The organism is Pseudomonas sp. B14-6 (genome assembly GCF_013260315.1).
Taxonomy (GTDB): domain Bacteria; phylum Pseudomonadota; class Gammaproteobacteria; order Pseudomonadales; family Pseudomonadaceae; genus Aquipseudomonas; species Aquipseudomonas mandelii.
Map to the genome: position 1 here is coordinate 3951998 of NZ_CP053929.1, position 18344 is coordinate 3970341.

At 59.8% G+C, this 18344-nt stretch carries 13 protein-coding genes and 1 pseudogene; 8 read left to right on the forward strand and 6 right to left on the reverse strand.

Annotation, left to right across the window (positions count from 1 at the left end):
* Positions 1-45: 45 nt before the first annotated feature.
* From pqqF to HP062_RS18205, 7 genes and pseudogenes are all read left to right on the forward strand, one after another.
* Complete coding sequence (pqqF, locus tag HP062_RS18175; RefSeq protein WP_172791829.1) at positions 46-2472, forward strand: pyrroloquinoline quinone biosynthesis protein PqqF; 2427 nt, start codon at positions 46-48, stop codon at positions 2470-2472.
* Between the two features lie 155 nt (positions 2473-2627).
* Positions 2628-2702 (forward strand): pyrroloquinoline quinone precursor peptide PqqA, encoded by a 75-nt coding sequence (gene pqqA / locus HP062_RS18180; protein WP_009045898.1) that lies wholly within the window; start codon positions 2628-2630, stop codon positions 2700-2702.
* 76 nt (positions 2703-2778) lie between these two features.
* A complete protein-coding gene (pqqB, locus tag HP062_RS18185) occupies positions 2779-3690 on the forward strand; it encodes a pyrroloquinoline quinone biosynthesis protein PqqB (protein ID WP_010467139.1) in 912 nt (303 codons plus the stop codon).
* A gap of 127 nt (positions 3691-3817) precedes the next feature.
* Positions 3818-4569 (forward strand): annotated as a pseudogene (gene pqqC / locus HP062_RS18190) (pyrroloquinoline-quinone synthase PqqC).
* Positions 4566-4841 carry a pyrroloquinoline quinone biosynthesis peptide chaperone PqqD gene (pqqD, locus tag HP062_RS18195; RefSeq protein ID WP_010467137.1) on the forward strand — a complete coding sequence of 92 codons (276 nt, stop codon included), beginning with the start codon at positions 4566-4568 and terminating at the stop codon, positions 4839-4841. The pseudogene pqqC and the gene pqqD overlap by 4 nt, the downstream one beginning before the upstream one ends.
* Before the next feature lie 4 nt (positions 4842-4845).
* Positions 4846-5988: a pyrroloquinoline quinone biosynthesis protein PqqE gene (gene pqqE, locus HP062_RS18200; RefSeq protein ID WP_167362294.1), complete on the forward strand. Its 1143-nt coding sequence runs from the start codon at positions 4846-4848 to the stop codon at positions 5986-5988.
* Complete coding sequence (locus HP062_RS18205) at positions 5954-7780, forward strand: S9 family peptidase (protein ID WP_172791830.1); 1827 nt, start codon at positions 5954-5956, stop codon at positions 7778-7780. Before pqqE ends, HP062_RS18205 begins: the two co-directional genes overlap by 35 nt.
* A 105-nt stretch (positions 7781-7885) precedes the next feature.
* Here HP062_RS18205 and HP062_RS18210 read toward each other — a convergent pair whose 3' ends face one another.
* The gene (locus HP062_RS18210; RefSeq protein ID WP_007904205.1) at positions 7886-8044 is read right to left on the reverse strand and encodes a YqaE/Pmp3 family membrane protein; all 159 of its coding nucleotides are present in this window, start codon (positions 8042-8044) and stop codon (positions 7886-7888) included.
* A 204-nt stretch (positions 8045-8248) separates the two neighbouring features.
* The gene (locus tag HP062_RS18215) at positions 8249-9490 is read right to left on the reverse strand and encodes an aspartate aminotransferase family protein (protein WP_172791831.1); all 1242 of its coding nucleotides are present in this window, start codon (positions 9488-9490) and stop codon (positions 8249-8251) included.
* A 169-nt stretch (positions 9491-9659) separates the two neighbouring features.
* Between HP062_RS18215 and HP062_RS18220 the strand changes: the two genes are divergently transcribed.
* Positions 9660-10589, forward strand: coding sequence for a LysR family transcriptional regulator (locus tag HP062_RS18220; RefSeq protein WP_010467132.1), 930 nt, complete (start codon positions 9660-9662; stop codon positions 10587-10589).
* A gap of 227 nt (positions 10590-10816) precedes the next feature.
* On the opposite strand, the gene HP062_RS18225 is transcribed toward HP062_RS18220, so the two are convergent.
* From HP062_RS18225 to HP062_RS18240, 4 genes are all read right to left on the reverse strand, one after another.
* On the reverse strand, positions 10817-12595 hold the full coding sequence (locus HP062_RS18225; RefSeq protein ID WP_102595098.1) for an acyl-CoA dehydrogenase C-terminal domain-containing protein: 1779 nt from the start codon (positions 12593-12595) through the stop codon (positions 10817-10819).
* 265 nt (positions 12596-12860) lie between these two features.
* Positions 12861-14657, reverse strand: a complete 1797-nt coding sequence (locus HP062_RS18230; RefSeq protein ID WP_172791832.1) for an acyl-CoA dehydrogenase C-terminal domain-containing protein — start codon at positions 14655-14657, stop codon at positions 12861-12863.
* Positions 14658-14747: 90 nt separating this feature from the next.
* The gene (locus tag HP062_RS18235; RefSeq protein ID WP_172791833.1) at positions 14748-16037 is read right to left on the reverse strand and encodes a GGDEF domain-containing protein; all 1290 of its coding nucleotides are present in this window, start codon (positions 16035-16037) and stop codon (positions 14748-14750) included.
* A gap of 239 nt (positions 16038-16276) precedes the next feature.
* The gene (locus HP062_RS18240; protein ID WP_172791834.1) at positions 16277-18082 is read right to left on the reverse strand and encodes a phenylacyl-CoA dehydrogenase; all 1806 of its coding nucleotides are present in this window, start codon (positions 18080-18082) and stop codon (positions 16277-16279) included.
* Positions 18083-18344: the final 262 nt, after the last annotated feature.

Sequence of the window (18344 nt, forward strand, 5' to 3'; positions counted from 1 at the left end):
ATCGTAATCCGCTAGCATTAGCGCTTCTCTGTCCTGGAAGTGCTCATGCCTGCGCTGAATCATCCCCGCCCCCACACTGAAACCCTGGCCAATGGCCTGCGGGTGACGCTGCGTCATGCTCCCGATTTGAAGCGCTGCGCCGCGGCGTTGCGGGTTTTCGCAGGCAGTCATGACGTGCCGCTCGCATGGCCCGGCCTCGCGCACTTTCTTGAGCATTTGTTGTTTCTGGGGACGGAGCGCTTTCCCGCAGGGCAAGGGCTGATGGCCTACGTGCAAGGTCATGGCGGCCAGGTCAACGCACGCACCAGCGAACGCACCACCGACTTCTTTTTCGAACTGCCGCCTCAGGCGTTTAGCGGTGGGCTGGAGCGTCTGTCAGACATGCTCGCTCATCCGCGTATGAATCCGGACGATCAGCGGCGGGAACGGGAAGTGCTGCACGCCGAATTTGTCGCCTGGTCCCGGGATGCCACGGCTCAACAGCAGTTCGCGCTGTTCGACGGGCTGTCGACGGCTCACCCGCTACGGGCGTTTCATGCGGGCAACCGTTACAGCCTGCCGGTGCCGCAGCCGGAGTTTCAGCAAGCGTTGAGGGATTTCTATCAGCGGTTTTATCGGACCGGGCAGATGACGTTGAGCCTGGCCGGACCGCAGAGTCTCGATGAGTTGAGGGCAATGGCTCAGCACTTTGGCGATCTTCTCGCCGTAGGGGAAAAGGTTGCGCAAGAAGCACCTGCACCGCTTATGGACTCTTCCGACAATAGTTATCAACAGGCTGGCGAACGTCGGCTCGATCTACTGTTCGCGTTCGAAGCGTTGCCCGACTCATCCCGCGAGGCATTAACGTTCCTGTGCCATTGGCTGAACGCCGCTAAACCTGGCGGTCTGCTGGCTGAATTGCGCGAGCAAGGGCTGGCGGACAGCCTGAAAGCCGCGCCGCTGTATCAGTTCGCCGGCCAAGCCTTGCTGCACATTGAATTCACCACAACTGAACCGGGGAACGCGATCCGCGAACGGCTTGTGGATTGGCTGGGCTTTTTTGCCTCTCACCAGAACTGGACCGAGTTGCGCCAAGAGTACGCCGCCCTGCTCGACCGTCAGCAACACGTCAGCGGTGCCCTGCAACTGGCGCGACTGGACAGTGAGCAGCTTGAAGCCGGTTTATCCGGACAAGGCGTCATAGCGCTCAAGGACATCCTGAAAAAAATCGGCGCTGTGGATAACTTCTCCGGCGAATGGCAATTACCAGCGCCAAACCCGTTTTTACGCACAGAAGCACCAGCGACCAATGCCGGATTGATTCGCGGCCAGACCAGCAAACACCGCGGCCTGCGGACGTTTGCCCAGGATCGCTCGCGCAGCCGTCGCGAAAACTCGCCGATGCAGTTCAGTCAGGCGTTGCCGGACAACACGGATGAGGGCGCGATTTATCTGCGCTGGCGACTGCAGGCCAAACCTCATCCCCGTGTTCAATCGAACCTGGAAAATCGCCTGCAACCCTTGCGTGAAGATGCCCGCCAGGCGGGGGTCGAGTTTTCCTTCAGTGCATCAGGCAATGAATGGCTGCTGAAGATGACAGGCCTGCAGGAGCCCATGCCGACCGTCCTCGAACATGTGCTGAAAGAGCTGACAAAACCCGATGTCGGTTTCCCACAGGAAGAACCGCCAAGCATGCCGTTGATACCGATCAGACAGCTGCTGAAAATGCTTCCCGAGCATTCACTTGAGCGCACCGCTGAAAGTGATGACGTGCAGCAGCTCTGGGCGAGCGCACGCTGGCAAGGTCTGGCGATGGGCCTGTCGGCGCAGACGCAAGCAGCGATGGGCCTGGCACTTAGCCGCGTGCCCGGTGCTGCGGACGATCAGCCGTCGCCGCCCGCCTCGATAAACGCGCTGCATCTGTGGAGCGCGCTCGACACCGGTTCCAGCGAACACGCGCTATTGCTGTTTTGCCCGCCGGCCACGCAAGACATCACCGACGAAGCCGCGTGGCGTTTGCTCGCTCACCTGTGCCAGACGCCGTTCTATCAGCGCCTGCGGGTTGAACTGCAATTGGGTTATGCCGTGTTCAGCGGCCTGCGTCAGTTCCATGGGCAGACCGGGCTGCTGTTCGGCGTTCAATCACCGAGCGTTGCCCCTCAGGATCTGCTGGAACACATAGAGCGTTTCTTGAACGAAATGCCCGCACTGATTGAAGGCGTCGATGATGCGACCTTCATTGCCCAGCGCCAGGCCTTGGCCGATCAATTCCACGCCACCGCACTGCCCCACGCTCAGGCGGCCGAACTACTCTGGCAGGGCAAACTGGCGGGCCACTCGTCGGATTATCTGGAGCGATTGCCTGAAGCGATCCTGCTGATCGACCGCAACGCATTGAAAGAAGCAGTCCGGCGACTGAATCAGGCCGAAGGTGGCTGGCGCTGTCTGGCCAGCAGCGCCTGCGCGACAGCACCTTGGCAAGCGGCAAAATGATCATTACCGACGCTGCAATTAGCTTTCTCAAAGATTCGCGGCCAATCGCTCTGTAATTTTGAGTAACATAGCCACCTAACTATCTGAACATCTCCGACTGGAGGTGGACTATATGTATAGGTCTCAACTGTCTCATCACCTGAAGGAGCGCTCCCATGTCCTGGTCCAAACCTGCTTACACCGACCTGCGTATCGGCTTTGAAGTCACCATGTACTTTGCAAGCCGCTAAGGTCTGCCGTTGTAATGATGTGCAACGCCTCGGTTTACCGGGGCGTTTTTATTTTCAGCGTTGAAATGGAGCGCCCATGTTTGTCCAGATTCTAGGTTCCGCCGCCGGCGGCGGTTTCCCCCAGTGGAACTGCAACTGCGTGAACTGCGCCGGTTTTCGCAACGGCAGCCTGAACGCCAAGGCGCGTACCCAGTCGTCCATCGCGATTTCCGATGACGGCGTGAACTGGATCCTGTGCAACGCTTCGCCGGACATCCGCGTCCAGCTGCAAGGCTTCACCCCGCTGCAACCGGGCCGCGCCCTGCGCGATACCGGCATCAGCGCAATCATCCTGATGGACAGCCAGATCGATCACACCACCGGTCTGCTCAGCCTGCGCGAAGGTTGCCCGCATCAGGTCTGGTGCACCGACATGGTCCATGAAGACTTGAGCACCGGTTTCCCCCTGTTCACCATGCTCAAGCATTGGAATGGCGGGCTGAACTGGAACCGCATTGAACTCGACCGCAGTTTTACCATCCCGGCCTGCCCAAGCCTGCTCTTCACCCCGCTGCCCCTGCGCAGTGCCGCACCGCCCTACTCGCCCCACCGCTTCGACCCGCACCCGGGCGACAACATTGGCCTGATCGTCGAAGACCTGAACACCGGCGGCAAACTGTTCTACGCGCCGGGCCTGGGCAAAGTCGATGCGCCGCTGCTGGACATCATGGCCGCCAGCGATTGCCTGCTGGTGGACGGCACGATGTGGGATGACGACGAAATGCAGCGCCGTGGCGTCGGCACGCGCACTGGACGGGAGATGGGCCATCTGGCGCAAAATGGCCCCGGCGGCATGCTCGAAGTGCTGGAACAGTTGCCCAAGCAGCGCAAAGTGCTTATCCACATCAACAACACCAATCCGATTCTCGATGAAGATTCGCCGGAGCGTGCCGAGTTGGCTCGGCGCAAGGTTGAAGTGGCGTATGACGGCATGAGTATTGTGTTGTAGCGGATGGCCTCTTCGCGGGCAAGCCTCGCTCCTACAATGATCGCGTGCCCCTGTAGGAGCGAGGTTTGCCCGCAAAGGCGTCGGACCAGACACCAGAGAATCCACCGGTCATACCCGGAGAACCGCAATGACTGACACCCCAATGTCCCCCGCCGAATTCGAAGCAGCCTTGCGCGCCAAGGGCGCCTATTACCACATCTATCACCCGTACCACGTGGCGATGTATGAAGGCCGGGCGACCCGCGAGCAGATCCAGGGTTGGGTCGCCAATCGCTTCTACTATCAGGTGAACATCCCCTGAAGGACGCTGCGATCCTCGCCAACTGCCCGGATCGCGAGATCCGTCGCGAGTGGATTCAGCGCCTGCTCGACCATGACGGCGCCCCCGGCGAAGACGGCGGCATCGAAGCGTGGCTGCGTCTGGGCCAGGCCGTCGGCCTCGACCCGAATCAGCTGCGCTCGCAGGAACTGGTCTTGCCCGGCGTACGTTTCGCCGTGGACGCCTACGTAAACTTCGCCCGCCGGGCCAGTTGGCAGGAAGCCGCCAGCAGCTCGCTGACCGAGTTGTTCGCGCCGCAGATCCACCAATCGCGCCTCGACAGCTGGCCGCAGCATTACCCGTGGATCGACCCGACGGGCTACGAGTATTTCCGCACCCGTCTCGGCCAGGCGCGCCGTGACGTGGAACACGGTCTGGCGATCACTTTGCAGCACTACACGACGCGTGAAGGCCAAGAGCGCATGCTGCAAATTCTCCAGTTCAAACTGGACATCCTTTGGAGCATGCTCGATGCCATGAGCATGGCCTACGAACTGAACCGCCCGCCGTATCACAGCGTGACCGACCAGCGGGTCTGGCATAAAGGAATCACCCTATGAGTTTCGATCGCAGCAAGACCCCGACGTGGCGTCAGGGCTACCGCTATCAGTACGAACCGGCGCAGAAAGGCCACGTCCTGCTGTACCCGGAAGGCATGATCAAACTCAACGACAGCGCTGCGCTGATTGGCGGTTTGATAGATGGCCAGCGTGACGTAGCGGCGATCATCGCCGAACTGGACGCGAAGTTCCCCGACGTGCCCGAGCTCGCTGAGGACATCGAGCAGTTCATGGAGGTTGCCCGTGCTCAGCACTGGATCGAACTTGCCTGATTCCGTGTCAGGCACGTTACCGCCAAAACCTGAAATCGGCCTGCCGCTGTGGCTGCTGGCCGAGCTGACGTACCGCTGTCCGCTGCAATGTCCATACTGCTCCAACCCGCTGGACTTCGCCGAACAAGGCAAAGAACTGAGCACCGAGCAGTGGATCAAAGTGTTCCGCGAAGCCCGGGAAATGGGTGCCGCACAGCTGGGCTTTTCCGGCGGTGAGCCGCTGGTGCGCCAGGACCTTGCCGAGTTGATCGCCGAGGCGCGCAAGTTGGGTTTCTACACCAACCTCATCACGTCCGGCATTGGCCTCACCGAGCAGAAAATCAGCGACTTCAAGAAAGCCGGCCTTGATCACATCCAGATCAGTTTCCAGGCCAGCGACGAACAAGTGAATAACTTGTTGGCTGGTTCGAAAAAGGCCTTCGCGCAGAAGCTGGAAATGGCTCGTGCGGTGAAAGCCCACGGCTACCCGATGGTGCTGAACTTCGTGACCCATCGGCACAACATCGACAAGATCGACCGGATCATCGAGCTGTGCATCGCCCTTGAAGCGGACTTTGTCGAACTCGCCACCTGCCAGTTTTACGGTTGGGCACAGCTCAATCGGGTCGGCCTGTTGCCGACCAAAGAACAATTGGTTCGCGCCGAACGCATCACCAACGAATACCGCGCCAAACTGGAAGCCGAAGGTCATCCGTGCAAGCTGATTTTCGTCACGCCGGACTACTACGAAGAACGCCCGAAAGCCTGCATGAACGGCTGGGGCAGCATCTTTCTTACAGTCACGCCGGACGGAACCGCACTGCCGTGTCACGGTGCCCGACAGATGCCGGTGCAGTTTCCGAACGTGCGCGATCACAGCATGCAGCACATCTGGTACGACTCGTTCGGCTTCAACCGCTTCCGCGGTTACGACTGGATGCCCGAGCCATGCCGCTCCTGCGACGAGAAAGAAAAAGACTTCGGCGGCTGCCGCTGCCAGGCGTTCATGCTCACGGGTGACGCCAGCAATGCCGACCCGGTGTGCAGCAAGTCGGAGCATCATGGCGTGATTCTCAAGGCCCGCGAAGAAGCCGAACACGCGACCCAGACCATCGAACAACTGGCCTTTCGCAATGAACGAAACTCACGCCTCATCGCTAAAAGCTGAACCCTTCAGCGCTTCCCGGGCCGTCGCGGCCGGTATCGACTTCGCCGAGCTGTTAGTCGGCCAGCATGGCCTGTTCTGGAACGAATACCGTCCCGAAGATGCCGCCTGCAGGATCTGGCATTGGCGCGACGGCCAGGCCCGTTGCCTGACGCCAACGGGTTTCAGCGTGCGCAGTCGGGTGTACGAATATGGCGGTGGCGCGTTTTGTCTGACGGATGATGGGATTGTTTTCGTCAACGAAGCAGACCAGCAACTCTATCGGCAATCGTTGGCGGGCGAGACGCCTGAGGTGCTGACCTCCGGGGAATGCCGTTACGGCGATCTGCAGTTTGCCAACGGACAGGTTTTGGCGGTTGAAGAGAACCGGGATCGGCATCGTCTGGTGGCGATTGATGTGGCTGACGGCCAGCGTCATCTGCTGGCCGAAGGCGCCGATTTCTATGCCGCGCCGACGCTGAGTCCGGACTCGCAAAGATTGGCGTGGATTGAATGGAGCCGCCCGGATCAGCCATGGACCGCCACTCGCTTGATGGTTGCCGAGCGCCAGAATGATGGGAGCTTCGCTCAACCGCGTTGTGTGGCGGGCGATGGTGCGCAGGAGTCACTGCAACAACCGCGTTTCGACAGCAACGGCCACCTGTTTTGCCTGACGGATCGCGGCGGCTACTGGCAGCCTTGGGCGGAGTCCGCAGACGGCCTGAGCCAGCTGCCGAGTGCCGCCGCTGACCATGGGCCGGCGCCGTGGCAGCTGGGGGGCAGCACCTGGTTGCCGCTGGGCGAAAGCAGCTACTTGGCCAGTTGGACCGAAGGCGGGTTCGGCAAACTGGGAATCTGCGGTGACGCCGCTGAAGATTTCACCGGTGATTACAGCCGTTTTCGTCATCTCGCACTGGATGAGCAATTCATCTATTGCATCGCGGCATCGCCGGTCAGTTCGTCGGCGGTGATCGCAATCGAGCGCGATACCCGCCAGGTCAAAATCATCGCCGGCGGGATCGCACCGTTGCCCGCCGAGCGCATCAGCGTCCCGCGAACCTTGCGCTACCCGAGCGGTTCGGGCGAGGCCCACGGCTTCTTCTATCCGCCAATGACCGGCGAGGCGAAACCGCCGCTGGTGGTGTTCATCCACGGCGGCCCGACCTCGGCCTGCTACCCGATGCTTGATCCACGCATTCAGTACTGGGCGCAACGCGGCTTCGCCGTGGCCGATCTCAACTACCGCGGCAGCAGTGGCTATGGCCGGGCGTATCGCCAGGCGCTGCATTTGAGTTGGGGTGACGTGGATGTCGAAGATGCCTGCGCGGTGGTCGCTTATCTTGCCGATCGCGGCTTGATCGACGGCGACAAAGCGTTTATTCGCGGCGGCAGTGCTGGCGGTTACACCACGCTGTGTGCGTTGGCCTTTCACAACGTCTTCCGCGCAGGCGCCAGCCTTTACGGTGTCAGCGATCCCGTGGCACTGGGCCGCGCGACCCACAAGTTCGAAGGCGATTATCTGGATTGGCTGATTGGCGATCCGGTTGAGGATGCCGAACGATACGCCGCGCGCACTCCGCTGCTGCATGCGAGCAACATCAGTGTTCCGATGATTTTCTTTCAGGGCGAACTGGACGCCGTGGTGGTGCCGCAACAGACCCGCGACATGGTCAAGGCGCTACAAGACAACGGCATTCTGGTTGAAGCGCATTACTACGCGGACGAACGTCATGGCTTTCGCAAGGCGGGGAACCAGGCCCATGCGCTGGAGCAGGAGTGGTTGTTTTATCGGCGGGTGATCGAACTCGCAAGCTGAAACCGCGTCGCGCCCTTCGCGGGCGAGCCTCGCTCCTACAGATACGGTGTTATCCCCGTAGGAGCGAGGCTTGCCGCGAAAGCGATCTATCTGACGCCGCAGAACTCAGCGCTTGGCGATGATGTACACCGCATGCACGATCCCCGGAATGTAACCGCACAACGTCAGCAAAATATTCAGCCAGAAAGCGCCGGCGAAACCGACTTGCAGAAACACACCCAGTGGTGGCAACAGAATGGCAATGATGATGCGAATGAAATCCATGGGGCAGCTCCTGATGTGAAGTGAACTCGTGTGAGCCCTACTGCTAATCGACACGCGCCGTTCGTCAGGGTTCAGTAGGAACCTGGCGCAATAGCGAAACCTCATGAATCGCAGGCAAAAAAACGCCCCACGCGAAAGAATCAAACGTGGGGCGATGCGTTATTACCGCGAGACGGTTCTGGAATTCGTGCGGGAAAAGTCTGATCAGACCGCAATCCCCTTGCGGCACTGCAGTTGTGCGGTGCGTACGCGGGAAAAGGCGCGGGACAGGCGCAGGATCATTTCGTCGATGTTGGCGTTGCTGACCGTGAGCGCCGGGGTAAAGCGCAGGCAATCGGGTTGTGGGGCGTTGAGCACCAAGCCTTCGGACAACGCGGCTTTGACCACGGCTTCAGCGGAATCGTCGGACAGGGTCAGTCCCCAGAGCAGCCCTTGCCCGCGCAACTCGCCGTGACCATAGCGATAGGACAAACGACTCAAGGCTTCGCGCAGGTGCTGACCGGTTTCAACCACATGATCGAGAAAAGCCTTGTCCTGAATCGTGTTCAACACCGCAAGACCGGCAGCGGTCATCAGCGCATTGCCATGATGAGCGCCCGACAGGTCGCCCACCTCGAAACAACAGGCCTTGCCCCGCGCCAACAACGCAGCCAATGGCACACCACCGCCAAGCCCTTCGCCGAGGACGACGATATCTGCCCGAACACCGTGGACCTGTTCGGCAAGCAACGTGCCGCAGCGACCGAGGCCGGTGTGCACGTCGTCGAGGATCAACAAAATGCCCAGCTCCCGACACAGGCGTTCGACACCCTTGAGGTAATGCGCGGTGGCCGGAATCACCCCGGCTTCGTTTTGGATCGGTTCGAGCAGGATGGCCACGGTCCGGGCATCGACCGCCGCGTGCATCGCCGCCAGATCATTGAAGGGAACGGGGTGAAAGTCCGACGGTGAAATCGTCCCGGGACTACGGCCATGGCAGCCGTTGCTGGCCACGATGATCCGTGAGGCCCCGCTGCGATGCAGTCGACCCCATTGACGTGCCAGTTGAATCGCGGCCTCACGGGCTTCGGTGCCGCTGTTGAGCAGGTACGCCTGATCACTGCCGGTGCTATTGCAGAGCCGCTCGGCAAGGTTGAGCATGCCGCGGTTATGCAGTGCGAAACCCGGGTTGATCAGCGATTGAGCCTGTTCTGATATCGCATTGACCAGCACCGAAGGGCTGTGGCCCAGGCTGTTGGCGCCGCCACCCTGCGAGAAATCCAGGTAAGCGCGGTCATCGCTGTCCCACAGCCAGGAGCCTTGGCCGCGGACAAAAATCTGCTTCGGCCGCTCGACACTGGGCATCAGGCACTCGCGGGAAAGGTTGTCGCGTCTGGACGCTTGGGAAGTGTCTACGACCAAGTCGTCGAGGCTCGGTGGAGTGCGACGCAAGTTGAACAGATTCATCCGCAAAAGCCTCGCTTGAGGTTTTTTGCCTTACCTATGCAAACACCATCAACGTAAACGGTATTCATCGTGCGCTCTGGCCCTGTAAGCCTTGTGAATGCGGTTAGACTAGGCCCAGACAAGGCGTTGAGCCATTTCGATTTCCCAGCATTTTCGATAAGCGCACCTTATGGATTTCAAGCAACTGCGTTATTTCGTCGCGGTCTATGAAGAAGGCCACGTCGGCCGGGCGGCCGAGCGACTGTCAATCTCCCAGCCGGCGCTGTCCCAGCAGATCCGCCAGCTCGAGCAAAACCTCGATGTAAGCCTGTTCGAACGCAGCAGCAAACGCCTGCTACCCACTCTGGCCGCCCATACTTTGTACAACCACGCCCTACCCTTGCTTGATGGCCTGCAACGGGCCCGCGAGGCATTGGGCAACTTCAAGGGTCAGGCGCTGCGCACCTTGGCCATTGGCGTGTTGCAGACGGTTCACACCAGTCTGGTGCCGCAGATGCTCGAACGCGTGCGCAAGGCGCAACCGCATCTGGTGGTGCAGATCTATGAATTGACTGGCCTGGAAATCGAGCGGCGGCTGCTCAATGGTTCCCTCGACATCGGCATCAGCTACCTGCCGCCCCGACAGCCGGGGTTGCACGGCGTCATGCTGTACGAAGATGAACTGACCCTGGTGATCCCGGCGGACCATCCGTTGCGCGAGTTCAAGAAAGTCTCGATGAGTCAGGCCGCCGAGTTGCCCATGCTGTTGCTGGGTGAAGAGTTTCAAGTGCGGCAGATCTGGCAGACACAACTGGCCAATCTGGGACGACGGCCGCAGGTGCAGGCGGAACTGAACAATATGGCGGGGATTCTCGACAGTCTGCCCCACACCCGGCTGGCCACCGTGCTGCCCGGGCGCTCGCAAAAGGCGCTGGGCAACAATGAATTGCTCTGGAAACCGCTGACCGAGCCCCGAGTGCCGCTGAAAGTCGGATTGGTGTGTCGGGATGTGCAGCGGCAACAAGCCTCGCTGGCCCTATTGCGCACGCTGTTGGAAGAAGTGATGAACGGGCCAGACGACCGTTTGAACAGCTCGACTGCGCTCGACGGGCCGCGCTGAATACTTTTCTGCGGGCAAAAGAAAACCCCGCCGAAGCGGGGCTTTGCAGACTGTTTCCCTGACATCCATTTCACTCCGCCGTCCTGGCAGAATCCTACGTGTCCGTGTTGTTGCTTTGCGCTTCCTGCGCGACGTCCATGTGAAGTAGATTAGCTCTGGATCCAATCTTCGCCTATGGGAGAACAGCAGCACGTCATGTAAGAGAATGCTTACATGACGCTATCGGGTCAGAACTGTCCGGCGTCCAGCAGGAACAGCGACTCGCTCCCCGCCTTCACCGACGCACTCAACGAGTGAATACGCGGCAGCAGACGGGCGAAATAGAACCGCGCCGTGCCCAGCTTGCTCGCGTAGAAATCATCCTGCGCTTCTTTGCCGAAGGCCGCCTTGGCCATCAGGGCCCACATGTAGGCGTAAGCCACGTAACCGAAGGTTTGCAGGTACTCGACCGACGCCGCGCCGATTTCGTTCGGGTTGTTTTTCGCCCGGTCCAGCAACCACAAAGTCAGCTCGTCGAGGGTGGTGACGGCTTCGTTCAGCGGCTTGGTGAACTCCGCGAGATCAGCGCTGGCGGTGGCGGTGAAATGACGAATCTCATCCGCGAACAGGTTGTAGAACGCCCCGCCCGTGCCGACGATCTTGCGTCCTACGAGGTCAAGCGCCTGAATGCCGTTGGTGCCTTCGTAGATCTGGGTGATGCGCACGTCGCGAACCAGTTGTTCCTGACCCCACTCACGGATGTAACCGTGGCCGCCAAAAACCTGCTGGCCGTGCACGGTGGTTTCCAGACCGAGGTCGGTCAGGAACGCCTTGGCTACTGGCGTCAGCAGAGCGACCAGATCTTCCGCGCGTTTGCGAACAGTCGCGTCTTCGCTGAACTTGGCCGTGTCCAGTTGCATGGCCACGTAAGTGGAGAACGCACGACCGCCTTCGTTCGAGGCTTTCATGGTCAGCAGCATGCGACGCACGTCCGGATGGACGATGATCGGGTCAGCGACCTTGTCCTTGTTCTGCGCGCCGGTCGGCGAACGGCTTTGCAGACGGTCGCGGGCGTATTCGACGGCGTTCTGGTAGGAGCGTTCGCCGGTGGCCAGGCCCTGGATACCGACGCCCAGACGCTCGTAGTTCATCATGGTGAACATCGCTGCCAAGCCTTTGTTCGGTTCGCCGACCAGGTAACCCACTGCTTCGTCGAAGTTCATCACGCACGTCGCGGAGGCCTGGATGCCCATCTTGTGTTCGATCGAACCGCAGTTCGCCGGGTTACGCGCGCCCAGGCTGCCATCGGCATTGACCATGAACTTCGGTACCAGGAACAGCGAAATGCCTTTCGGCCCCGCCGGGGCGTCCGGCAGTTTGGCCAGCACCAGGTGAATGATGTTCTCGGTCAGGTCGTGCTCGCCACCGGTGATGAAGATCTTGGTGCCGCTGACCTTGTAGGAACCGTCGGCCTGAGGCTCGGCCTTGGTGCGGATAATCCCCAGGTCTGTACCGGCGTGCGGTTCGGTCAGGCACATGGAACCGGCCCAGACGCCGGCATACATGTTCGGCAGATACGCAGCTTTCAGTTCTTCACTGGCGTGGGCGTTGATCGACAGGCAGGCACCGGCGGTCAGCATCGGGTACAGACCGAACGACAGGCTGGCGGAGTTGACCATTTCTTCGACTTGCGCCGACACGGCCTTGGGCATGCCCATGCCGCCGTAGGTCGGATCGCCACCGACACCGACCCAACCGCCTTCAGCGTAAGTCTGATAAGCCTGTGGGAAACCGGCTGGCGTGGTGACGGCACCGTCCGCCCAATGGCAACCTTCTTCGTCAGCTGCACGGCTCAGGGGCGCGATGCTTTTGCTGGTGACCTTGCCGGCTTCTTCGAGAATGGCTTCGACGGTTTCAGCATCAACGGTTTCGGCCAGCGCAGGCAGCTGCGCCCAGAGTTTGGCGACCTCGAAGACTTCATTGAGGACGAAGCGCATATCGCGCAGGGGCGCTTTGTAGTCAGCCATGGCAAACCTCGCAAGATCTAAACAGGTGATTCGTGGGAATGATGTTTTCGTTGGGCTCGAGTGTAACCCAACAACTTTTGCGACACATAGGGTCAGGCCGTGACCGTTTTGTAATTTTTAGTCAGCAGCATTTCAGCTGAGCAGTTCTCGTCTGGCAGAACGCATTCGCGGGCAAGCCTCGCTCCTACAGGTCGGGGTCACGCATATCCCGTGAACGACACTGACCTGTAGGAGCGAGGCTTGCCCGCGAAGCTTTTAACAATCGTCAGAGCGCAAACAACTCCGCCGGCAACTTCATCAAACAATCACTCCCCGCTTCGATAGCCGCCCGATGAGCGGCAGTACGCGGCAGCAAACGCTTGAAGTAGAACTCGCTGGTTGCCAGTTTGCCTCGGCAGTAATCCGCATCACCGCTGCCAGCGTCGAGTTGCGCCTGGGCCACCAGCGCCATGCGCAACCACAGATAGCCGAGGATGATGTAACCGCTGTACATCAAGTAATCCACCGACGCCGCACCGACTTCGTCCGGATTCTTCATTGCGGCCATGCCAACCTTGGCGGTCAACTCGCCCCACTGTTGATTCAGTCCATTGAGTTGAGCCACATAGCTGGCCAGTTGTGGATGCTCGGCATTCGCCGCGCAGAATTTGTGGACGATTTTGGTGAAGCCACGCAGCAATTTGCCCTGACTGCCGAGCACTTTGCGCCCGAGCAAATCCAGCGCCTGAATGCCGTTGGTGCCTTCGTAGATCGGCGCGATCCGGCAGTCGCGAACCAACTGCTCCATGCCCCATTCACGGATAAAGCCGTGACCGCCAAACACCTGCATACCGTGGTTGGTGACCTCCAGACCGGTGTCAGTCATGAAGGCTTTGCAGATCGGCGTCAGGAAGGCCAACAGGTCTTCGGCGTCCTGACGCGCCGTTTCATCCGGGCTCAGGTGTGCGACGTCCACCAGCTGCGCGGTGAAATAGGTCAGCGCGCGGTTGCCTTCGTTGAAGGCTTTCATGGTCAGCAACATCCGGCGCACGTCAGGATGAACGATGATCGGATCGGCGGCTTTGTCCGGTGCTTTCGCGCCAGTCAGCGCGCGCATTTGCAAGCGATCGTTGGCGTACTTGATGGCACCCTGGAAACTCGCCTCACCCAGACACAACCCCTGCATGCCAGTGCCGAGCCGTGCGTGGTTCATCATGGTGAACATGCAGTTCAGGCCCTTGTTCGGCTCGCCGATCAAGAAGCCCTTGGCTTCGTCGAAGTTCAGCACGCAGGTCGCCGAGGCCTTGATGCCCATTTTGTGTTCGATCGAGCCGCAGGAGACGCCGTTGCGCTCGCCGGCTTCACCCTCGGCATCGGGTAGGAATTTGGGCACGATGAACAGGGAAATACCCTTGGTGCCTGCCGGAGCATCCGGCAGTTTCGCCAACACCAGATGAATGATGTTGTCGCTCATGTCGTGTTCGCCGGCCGAGATGAAGATCTTGCTGCCGGAAATCGCGTAGCTGCCGTCGGCTGAAGGCACGGCGCGGGTTTTGATGATGCCCAGGTCAGTGCCGCAATGCGCCTCGGTCAGGCACATGGTGCCGGTCCATTGGCCAGCCGTCAGTTTGCTCAGGTAGGTGTTCTTCTGATCTTCGGTGCCGTGGGCGTGGATGGCCGACATCGCCCCGTGGGTCAGGCCGGGGTACATGCCCCACGAGGTATTGCTGGAGCCAACCATCTCACTGATGACCAGGCCCAGAGAACTTGGCAAACCCTGGCCGCCATACGCCGGATCAGCTGCCAGACCGTGCCAGCCACCTTCCACGTACTGTGCGAAAGCCTGCTTGAAGCCTGTAGGCGTTGTCACCACACCGTTGTCGAAATGGCAGCCTTCTTCGTCACCGCTGCGATTCAACGGTGCGAGAACGTTCTCACAGAATTTCGCGCCTTCTTCGAGGATCGCATTGACCATGTCCGGGCTCGCGTCGGTGGCGCCCAGCCCGGCGTAGGTGGTGTGGAAGTCGAAGACGTGGTCGATCAGAAAGCGCATGTCGCGCAGGGGAGCTTTGTATTCGGGCATGGTCGTTTCTCCGTCAGCAGATCGTTCAAACCTACTGCCGCCCACCCGGCCTCACAATCACAGTCCAGACGCTGAATGCGCCATCATCACTCAACCCGCAGCGGCGTCCATGCGCACCGCGCCACGGCGAGCCTGACCGAATGCCACCACGCAATTTCGCCCGGCGCCCTTGGCGCTGTAGAGCGCTTCGTCCGCGGACTTGAGTACTTTTTCGGGGGTGCGCTGCTCTTGTCGTTCGGCCACGCCGATGCTGACAGTGACCGACACACTGGTAGCGCCCGAACCTGCACGTTTCTGGCGACCTTGCTGGTCGTCCTGAGGACGGCTGTCCTGATTGCGCAACTGAATGTTGTAGGTGGCGATGGATTCGCGGATGACTTCCAGGTGCGGCATGCACTCTTCGAGGGTCTTGCCCGCGAACACCAGGGCAAATTCCTCACCGCCGTAGCGATATGCCCTACCGCCTCCTCCGATTTTCGACAGCTTACTGGCGACCAGTCTCAAGACCTGATCGCCGACATCGTGACCATGGGTGTCGTTGAATTTCTTGAAGTGATCGACGTCGCTCATGGCCAGCACGTAATTGCGCCCCAGCCGCTGCATCCGCTCGTTCAAGGCGCGACGACCCGGCAGGCCAGTGAGCTCGTCGCGGAAGGCCATTTGATAGGCCTCGTGGGCGACCGCGGCGGCAATCATTAGCATCACCTGACTGCACATGATGTTCAGGGTGAACGGCAGGATGAAAGTTTTCGGCAACGCCCAGAACAACCCGACCAACCCCACCAGTTGTGCGGCGTGCAAGGGTCTGGGGTTACGCCAGTATTGCCAGCTCAGCAGCAGGAACGAGGCGATGAACACGGGATAGGACAACTGGATCAAGCTCATCCAGGCGCCATGCAGCGCTGGCCAGCGGATTTCCGACAGCCACATCAACAAGGCCTGGGGATAACTTTGCTCCAGCCCGAGCGCGACACTGCCAACAGCGAGCAATACCGCGAAGCGCGCCACCATGTCCTGAAACAAGTGGGTGCGTTCCTGCCATGCGGCGAACACGCCGAACAACAGCGGCAGCAATAGGCAACACAGGTGGAACACCACTGCTGCATCTTCACGGACCTTGCCGTTGTCGCGGTAATAGTCGGTCTGGGTGTCGAGCAGAAAGTAGGCGATGTACACCGTCACCATCAGAAACAGTTCGCGCTGACGTCGGTAAACCGCGCAATACGCACCACCGAGTAACAGCACCAGGGTCGGCAACACGTTGAACAGCGAAGTGAAAAAGACGTTGAGGTCCTTGATGTAAGCGGCCGCAAGCCCCGCAAGCAAAAGCAGTAACGACGGTAGGAAATGGCTGATACGTACAGCGGAAGAACGCGGCAAGGGTAAAGCTCCGACCGTCATGACAATAGATGGCATTGTGCCCACCTACTGTAACGGCAGAAATGCCGACTTACTGAGTCGATTGTCAGGTTTTTTTAGCGAGTGTTTCAGTGGCCGCAGACCGAATTGGCAGTGACTGGCTCCCATCAAAGATCGCGGGCGAGCTTTTACTTTCACCAGGAACAAAAAAGCCGCTACCCCGGAAGGGATAGCGGCTTTATGAAGAACTGCGTTGAGGCTTAGTAGCCCAGTGCGAAGTCTTCTTCTTTCATGTCCATCAAGTTGTTGGCACCCGACAGCATGGTTGCAACATGAGTGCGGGTACGCGGCAAGATGCGCTGGAAGTAGAAGCGCGCAGTCTGCAGCTTGGCGGTGTAGAACGCCTCTTCGGAAGTGCCGGCAGCCAGTTTCTCGGCAGCCAGACGCGCCATGTCAGCCCAGAAGTAGGCCAGGCAGGCGTAACCGGAGTACATCAGGTAGTCCACCGACGCCGCGCCGACTTCTTCGCGGTCCTTCATGGCCGCCATACCGACCTTCATGGTCAGCTCGCCCCATTCTTTGTTCAGTGCAGCCAATGGGTCGACGAACTCTTTGACCGCTTCGTTGCCTTCGTTGGTCTGGCAGAACTTGTGGACGATCTTGGTGAAGCCTTTGAGGGCTTCGCCTTGAGTCATCAGCACTTTACGACCCAGCAGGTCGAGTGCCTGGATACCGGTGGTGCCTTCGTACAGCATCGAAATGCGGCTGTCGCGAACGTTCTGCTCCATGCCCCACTCGGCGATGAAGCCGTGGCCACCGTAGATTTGCACGCCGTGGTTGGCAGACTCAAAACCGACTTCAGTCATGAAGGCTTTGGCGATTGGCGTCATGAACGCCAGCAGTGCGTCGGCTTTCTTCTTCTCTTCTTCGTCTACGCCGTATTTGACGATGTCGACTTGCTTGGCGGTGAAGTAAACCATCGCGCGGTTGCCTTCGGCGAACGCTTTCATGGTCAACAACATGCGACGTACATCAGGGTGAACGATGATCGGATCAGCGGCTTTTTCCGGCGCTTTCGGGCCAGTCAGCGAGCGCATTTGCAGACGATCGCGAGCGTATTTCAGACCGCCCTGGAAGCCGATCTCGGCGTGGGCCAGGCCTTGCAGCGCGGTGCCCAGACGAGCGGTGTTCATAAAGGTGAACATGCAGTTCAGGCCTTTGTTCGCCGGGCCGATCAGGTAACCGGTGGCTGCGTCGAAGTTCATCACGCAAGTGGCGTTGCCGTGGATACCCATCTTGTGTTCCAGGGAACCACAGGTCACGGCGTTGCGGGCGCCGATCGTACCGTCTGCGTTCGGCATGAACTTCGGCACGATGAACAGCGAAATGCCTTTGGTGCCAGCCGGCGCATCCGGCAGGCGAGCCAGCACGATGTGGACGATGTTGTCGGCCATGTCGTGTTCACCGGCCGAGATGAAGATTTTGGTGCCGGAGACTTTGTAGGAACCGTCGGCTTGAGGTTCAGCCTTGGTGCGCAGCATGCCCAGGTCGGTGCCGCAGTGCGGTTCGGTCAGGCACATGGTGCCGGTCCATTCACCGGACACCAGCTTGGTCAGGTAAGCCTCTTGCTGCTCAGGCGTACCGTGCTCGGAAATGGTGTTCATCGCGCCGTGCGACAGGCCTGGGTACATGCCCCACGACCAGTTGGCTTCGCCAACCATTTCGCTGACGGCCAGACCCAGAGACTCCGGCAGGCCCTGGCCGCCGTGCTCTACGTCGTGGGCCAGGCTTGGCCAGCCGCCTTCAACGAATTGCTTGTAGGCTTCTTTGAAGCCAGTCGGGGTTTTAACGCCGGACTCGCTCCAGGTGCAGCCTTCGGTGTCACCCACGCGGTTCAGCGGAGCCAGCACCTGCTCACAAAACTTGGCGCCTTCTTCGAGAATGGCGCTAACCATGTCTGGAGTTGCGTCTGCGCAAGCCGGAAGGCTCTGATAGTGCGCTTCGTAGCCGAGCAGTTCGTCACGAACGAAGCGAATATCACGCAAGGGGGCCTTGTAGTCAGGCATAGCGATAAACCTCTGCTGATGTAACCGGGAATGAACGACCGTGTTGATTTGTTGTGACGGTCAAACAGTTGTTTGAAACATACGTTTACGCCCAAATCTTGTCAAGCGCCGATCTTTTGCCGTTCGTCATCACGCGCACAAATGCCGGGCACGCAGCCGCGCCGCCGCCGTTGACAACGCAACAGGCCATGCAGGAAAGATTAGTTGAGGGAGAAGGACTTACGCACAAAAACGCCGCGAATAGTCGCGGCGTTGGCAGGAC

What these genes read in the sequence shown, in the direction of transcription:
- HP062_RS18205 (WP_172791830.1), top strand. Translation starts at nt 5,954, where the DNA reads ATGAACGAAACTCACGCCTCATCGCTAAAAGCTGAACCCTTCAGCGCT.
- HP062_RS18210 (WP_007904205.1), bottom strand. Translation starts at nt 8,044, where the DNA reads ATGGATTTCATTCGCATCATCATTGCCATTCTGTTGCCACCACTGGGT.
- HP062_RS18230 (WP_172791832.1), bottom strand. Translation starts at nt 14,657, where the DNA reads ATGCCCGAATACAAAGCTCCCCTGCGCGACATGCGCTTTCTGATCGAC.
- pqqB (WP_010467139.1), top strand. Translation starts at nt 2,779, where the DNA reads ATGTTTGTCCAGATTCTAGGTTCCGCCGCCGGCGGCGGTTTCCCCCAG.
- HP062_RS18220 (WP_010467132.1), top strand. Translation starts at nt 9,660, where the DNA reads ATGGATTTCAAGCAACTGCGTTATTTCGTCGCGGTCTATGAAGAAGGC.
- pqqD (WP_010467137.1), top strand. Translation starts at nt 4,566, where the DNA reads ATGAGTTTCGATCGCAGCAAGACCCCGACGTGGCGTCAGGGCTACCGC.
- HP062_RS18240 (WP_172791834.1), bottom strand. Translation starts at nt 18,082, where the DNA reads ATGCCTGACTACAAGGCCCCCTTGCGTGATATTCGCTTCGTTCGTGAC.
- HP062_RS18225 (WP_102595098.1), bottom strand. Translation starts at nt 12,595, where the DNA reads ATGGCTGACTACAAAGCGCCCCTGCGCGATATGCGCTTCGTCCTCAAT.
- HP062_RS18215 (WP_172791831.1), bottom strand. Translation starts at nt 9,490, where the DNA reads ATGAATCTGTTCAACTTGCGTCGCACTCCACCGAGCCTCGACGACTTG.
- pqqF (WP_172791829.1), top strand. Translation starts at nt 46, where the DNA reads ATGCCTGCGCTGAATCATCCCCGCCCCCACACTGAAACCCTGGCCAAT.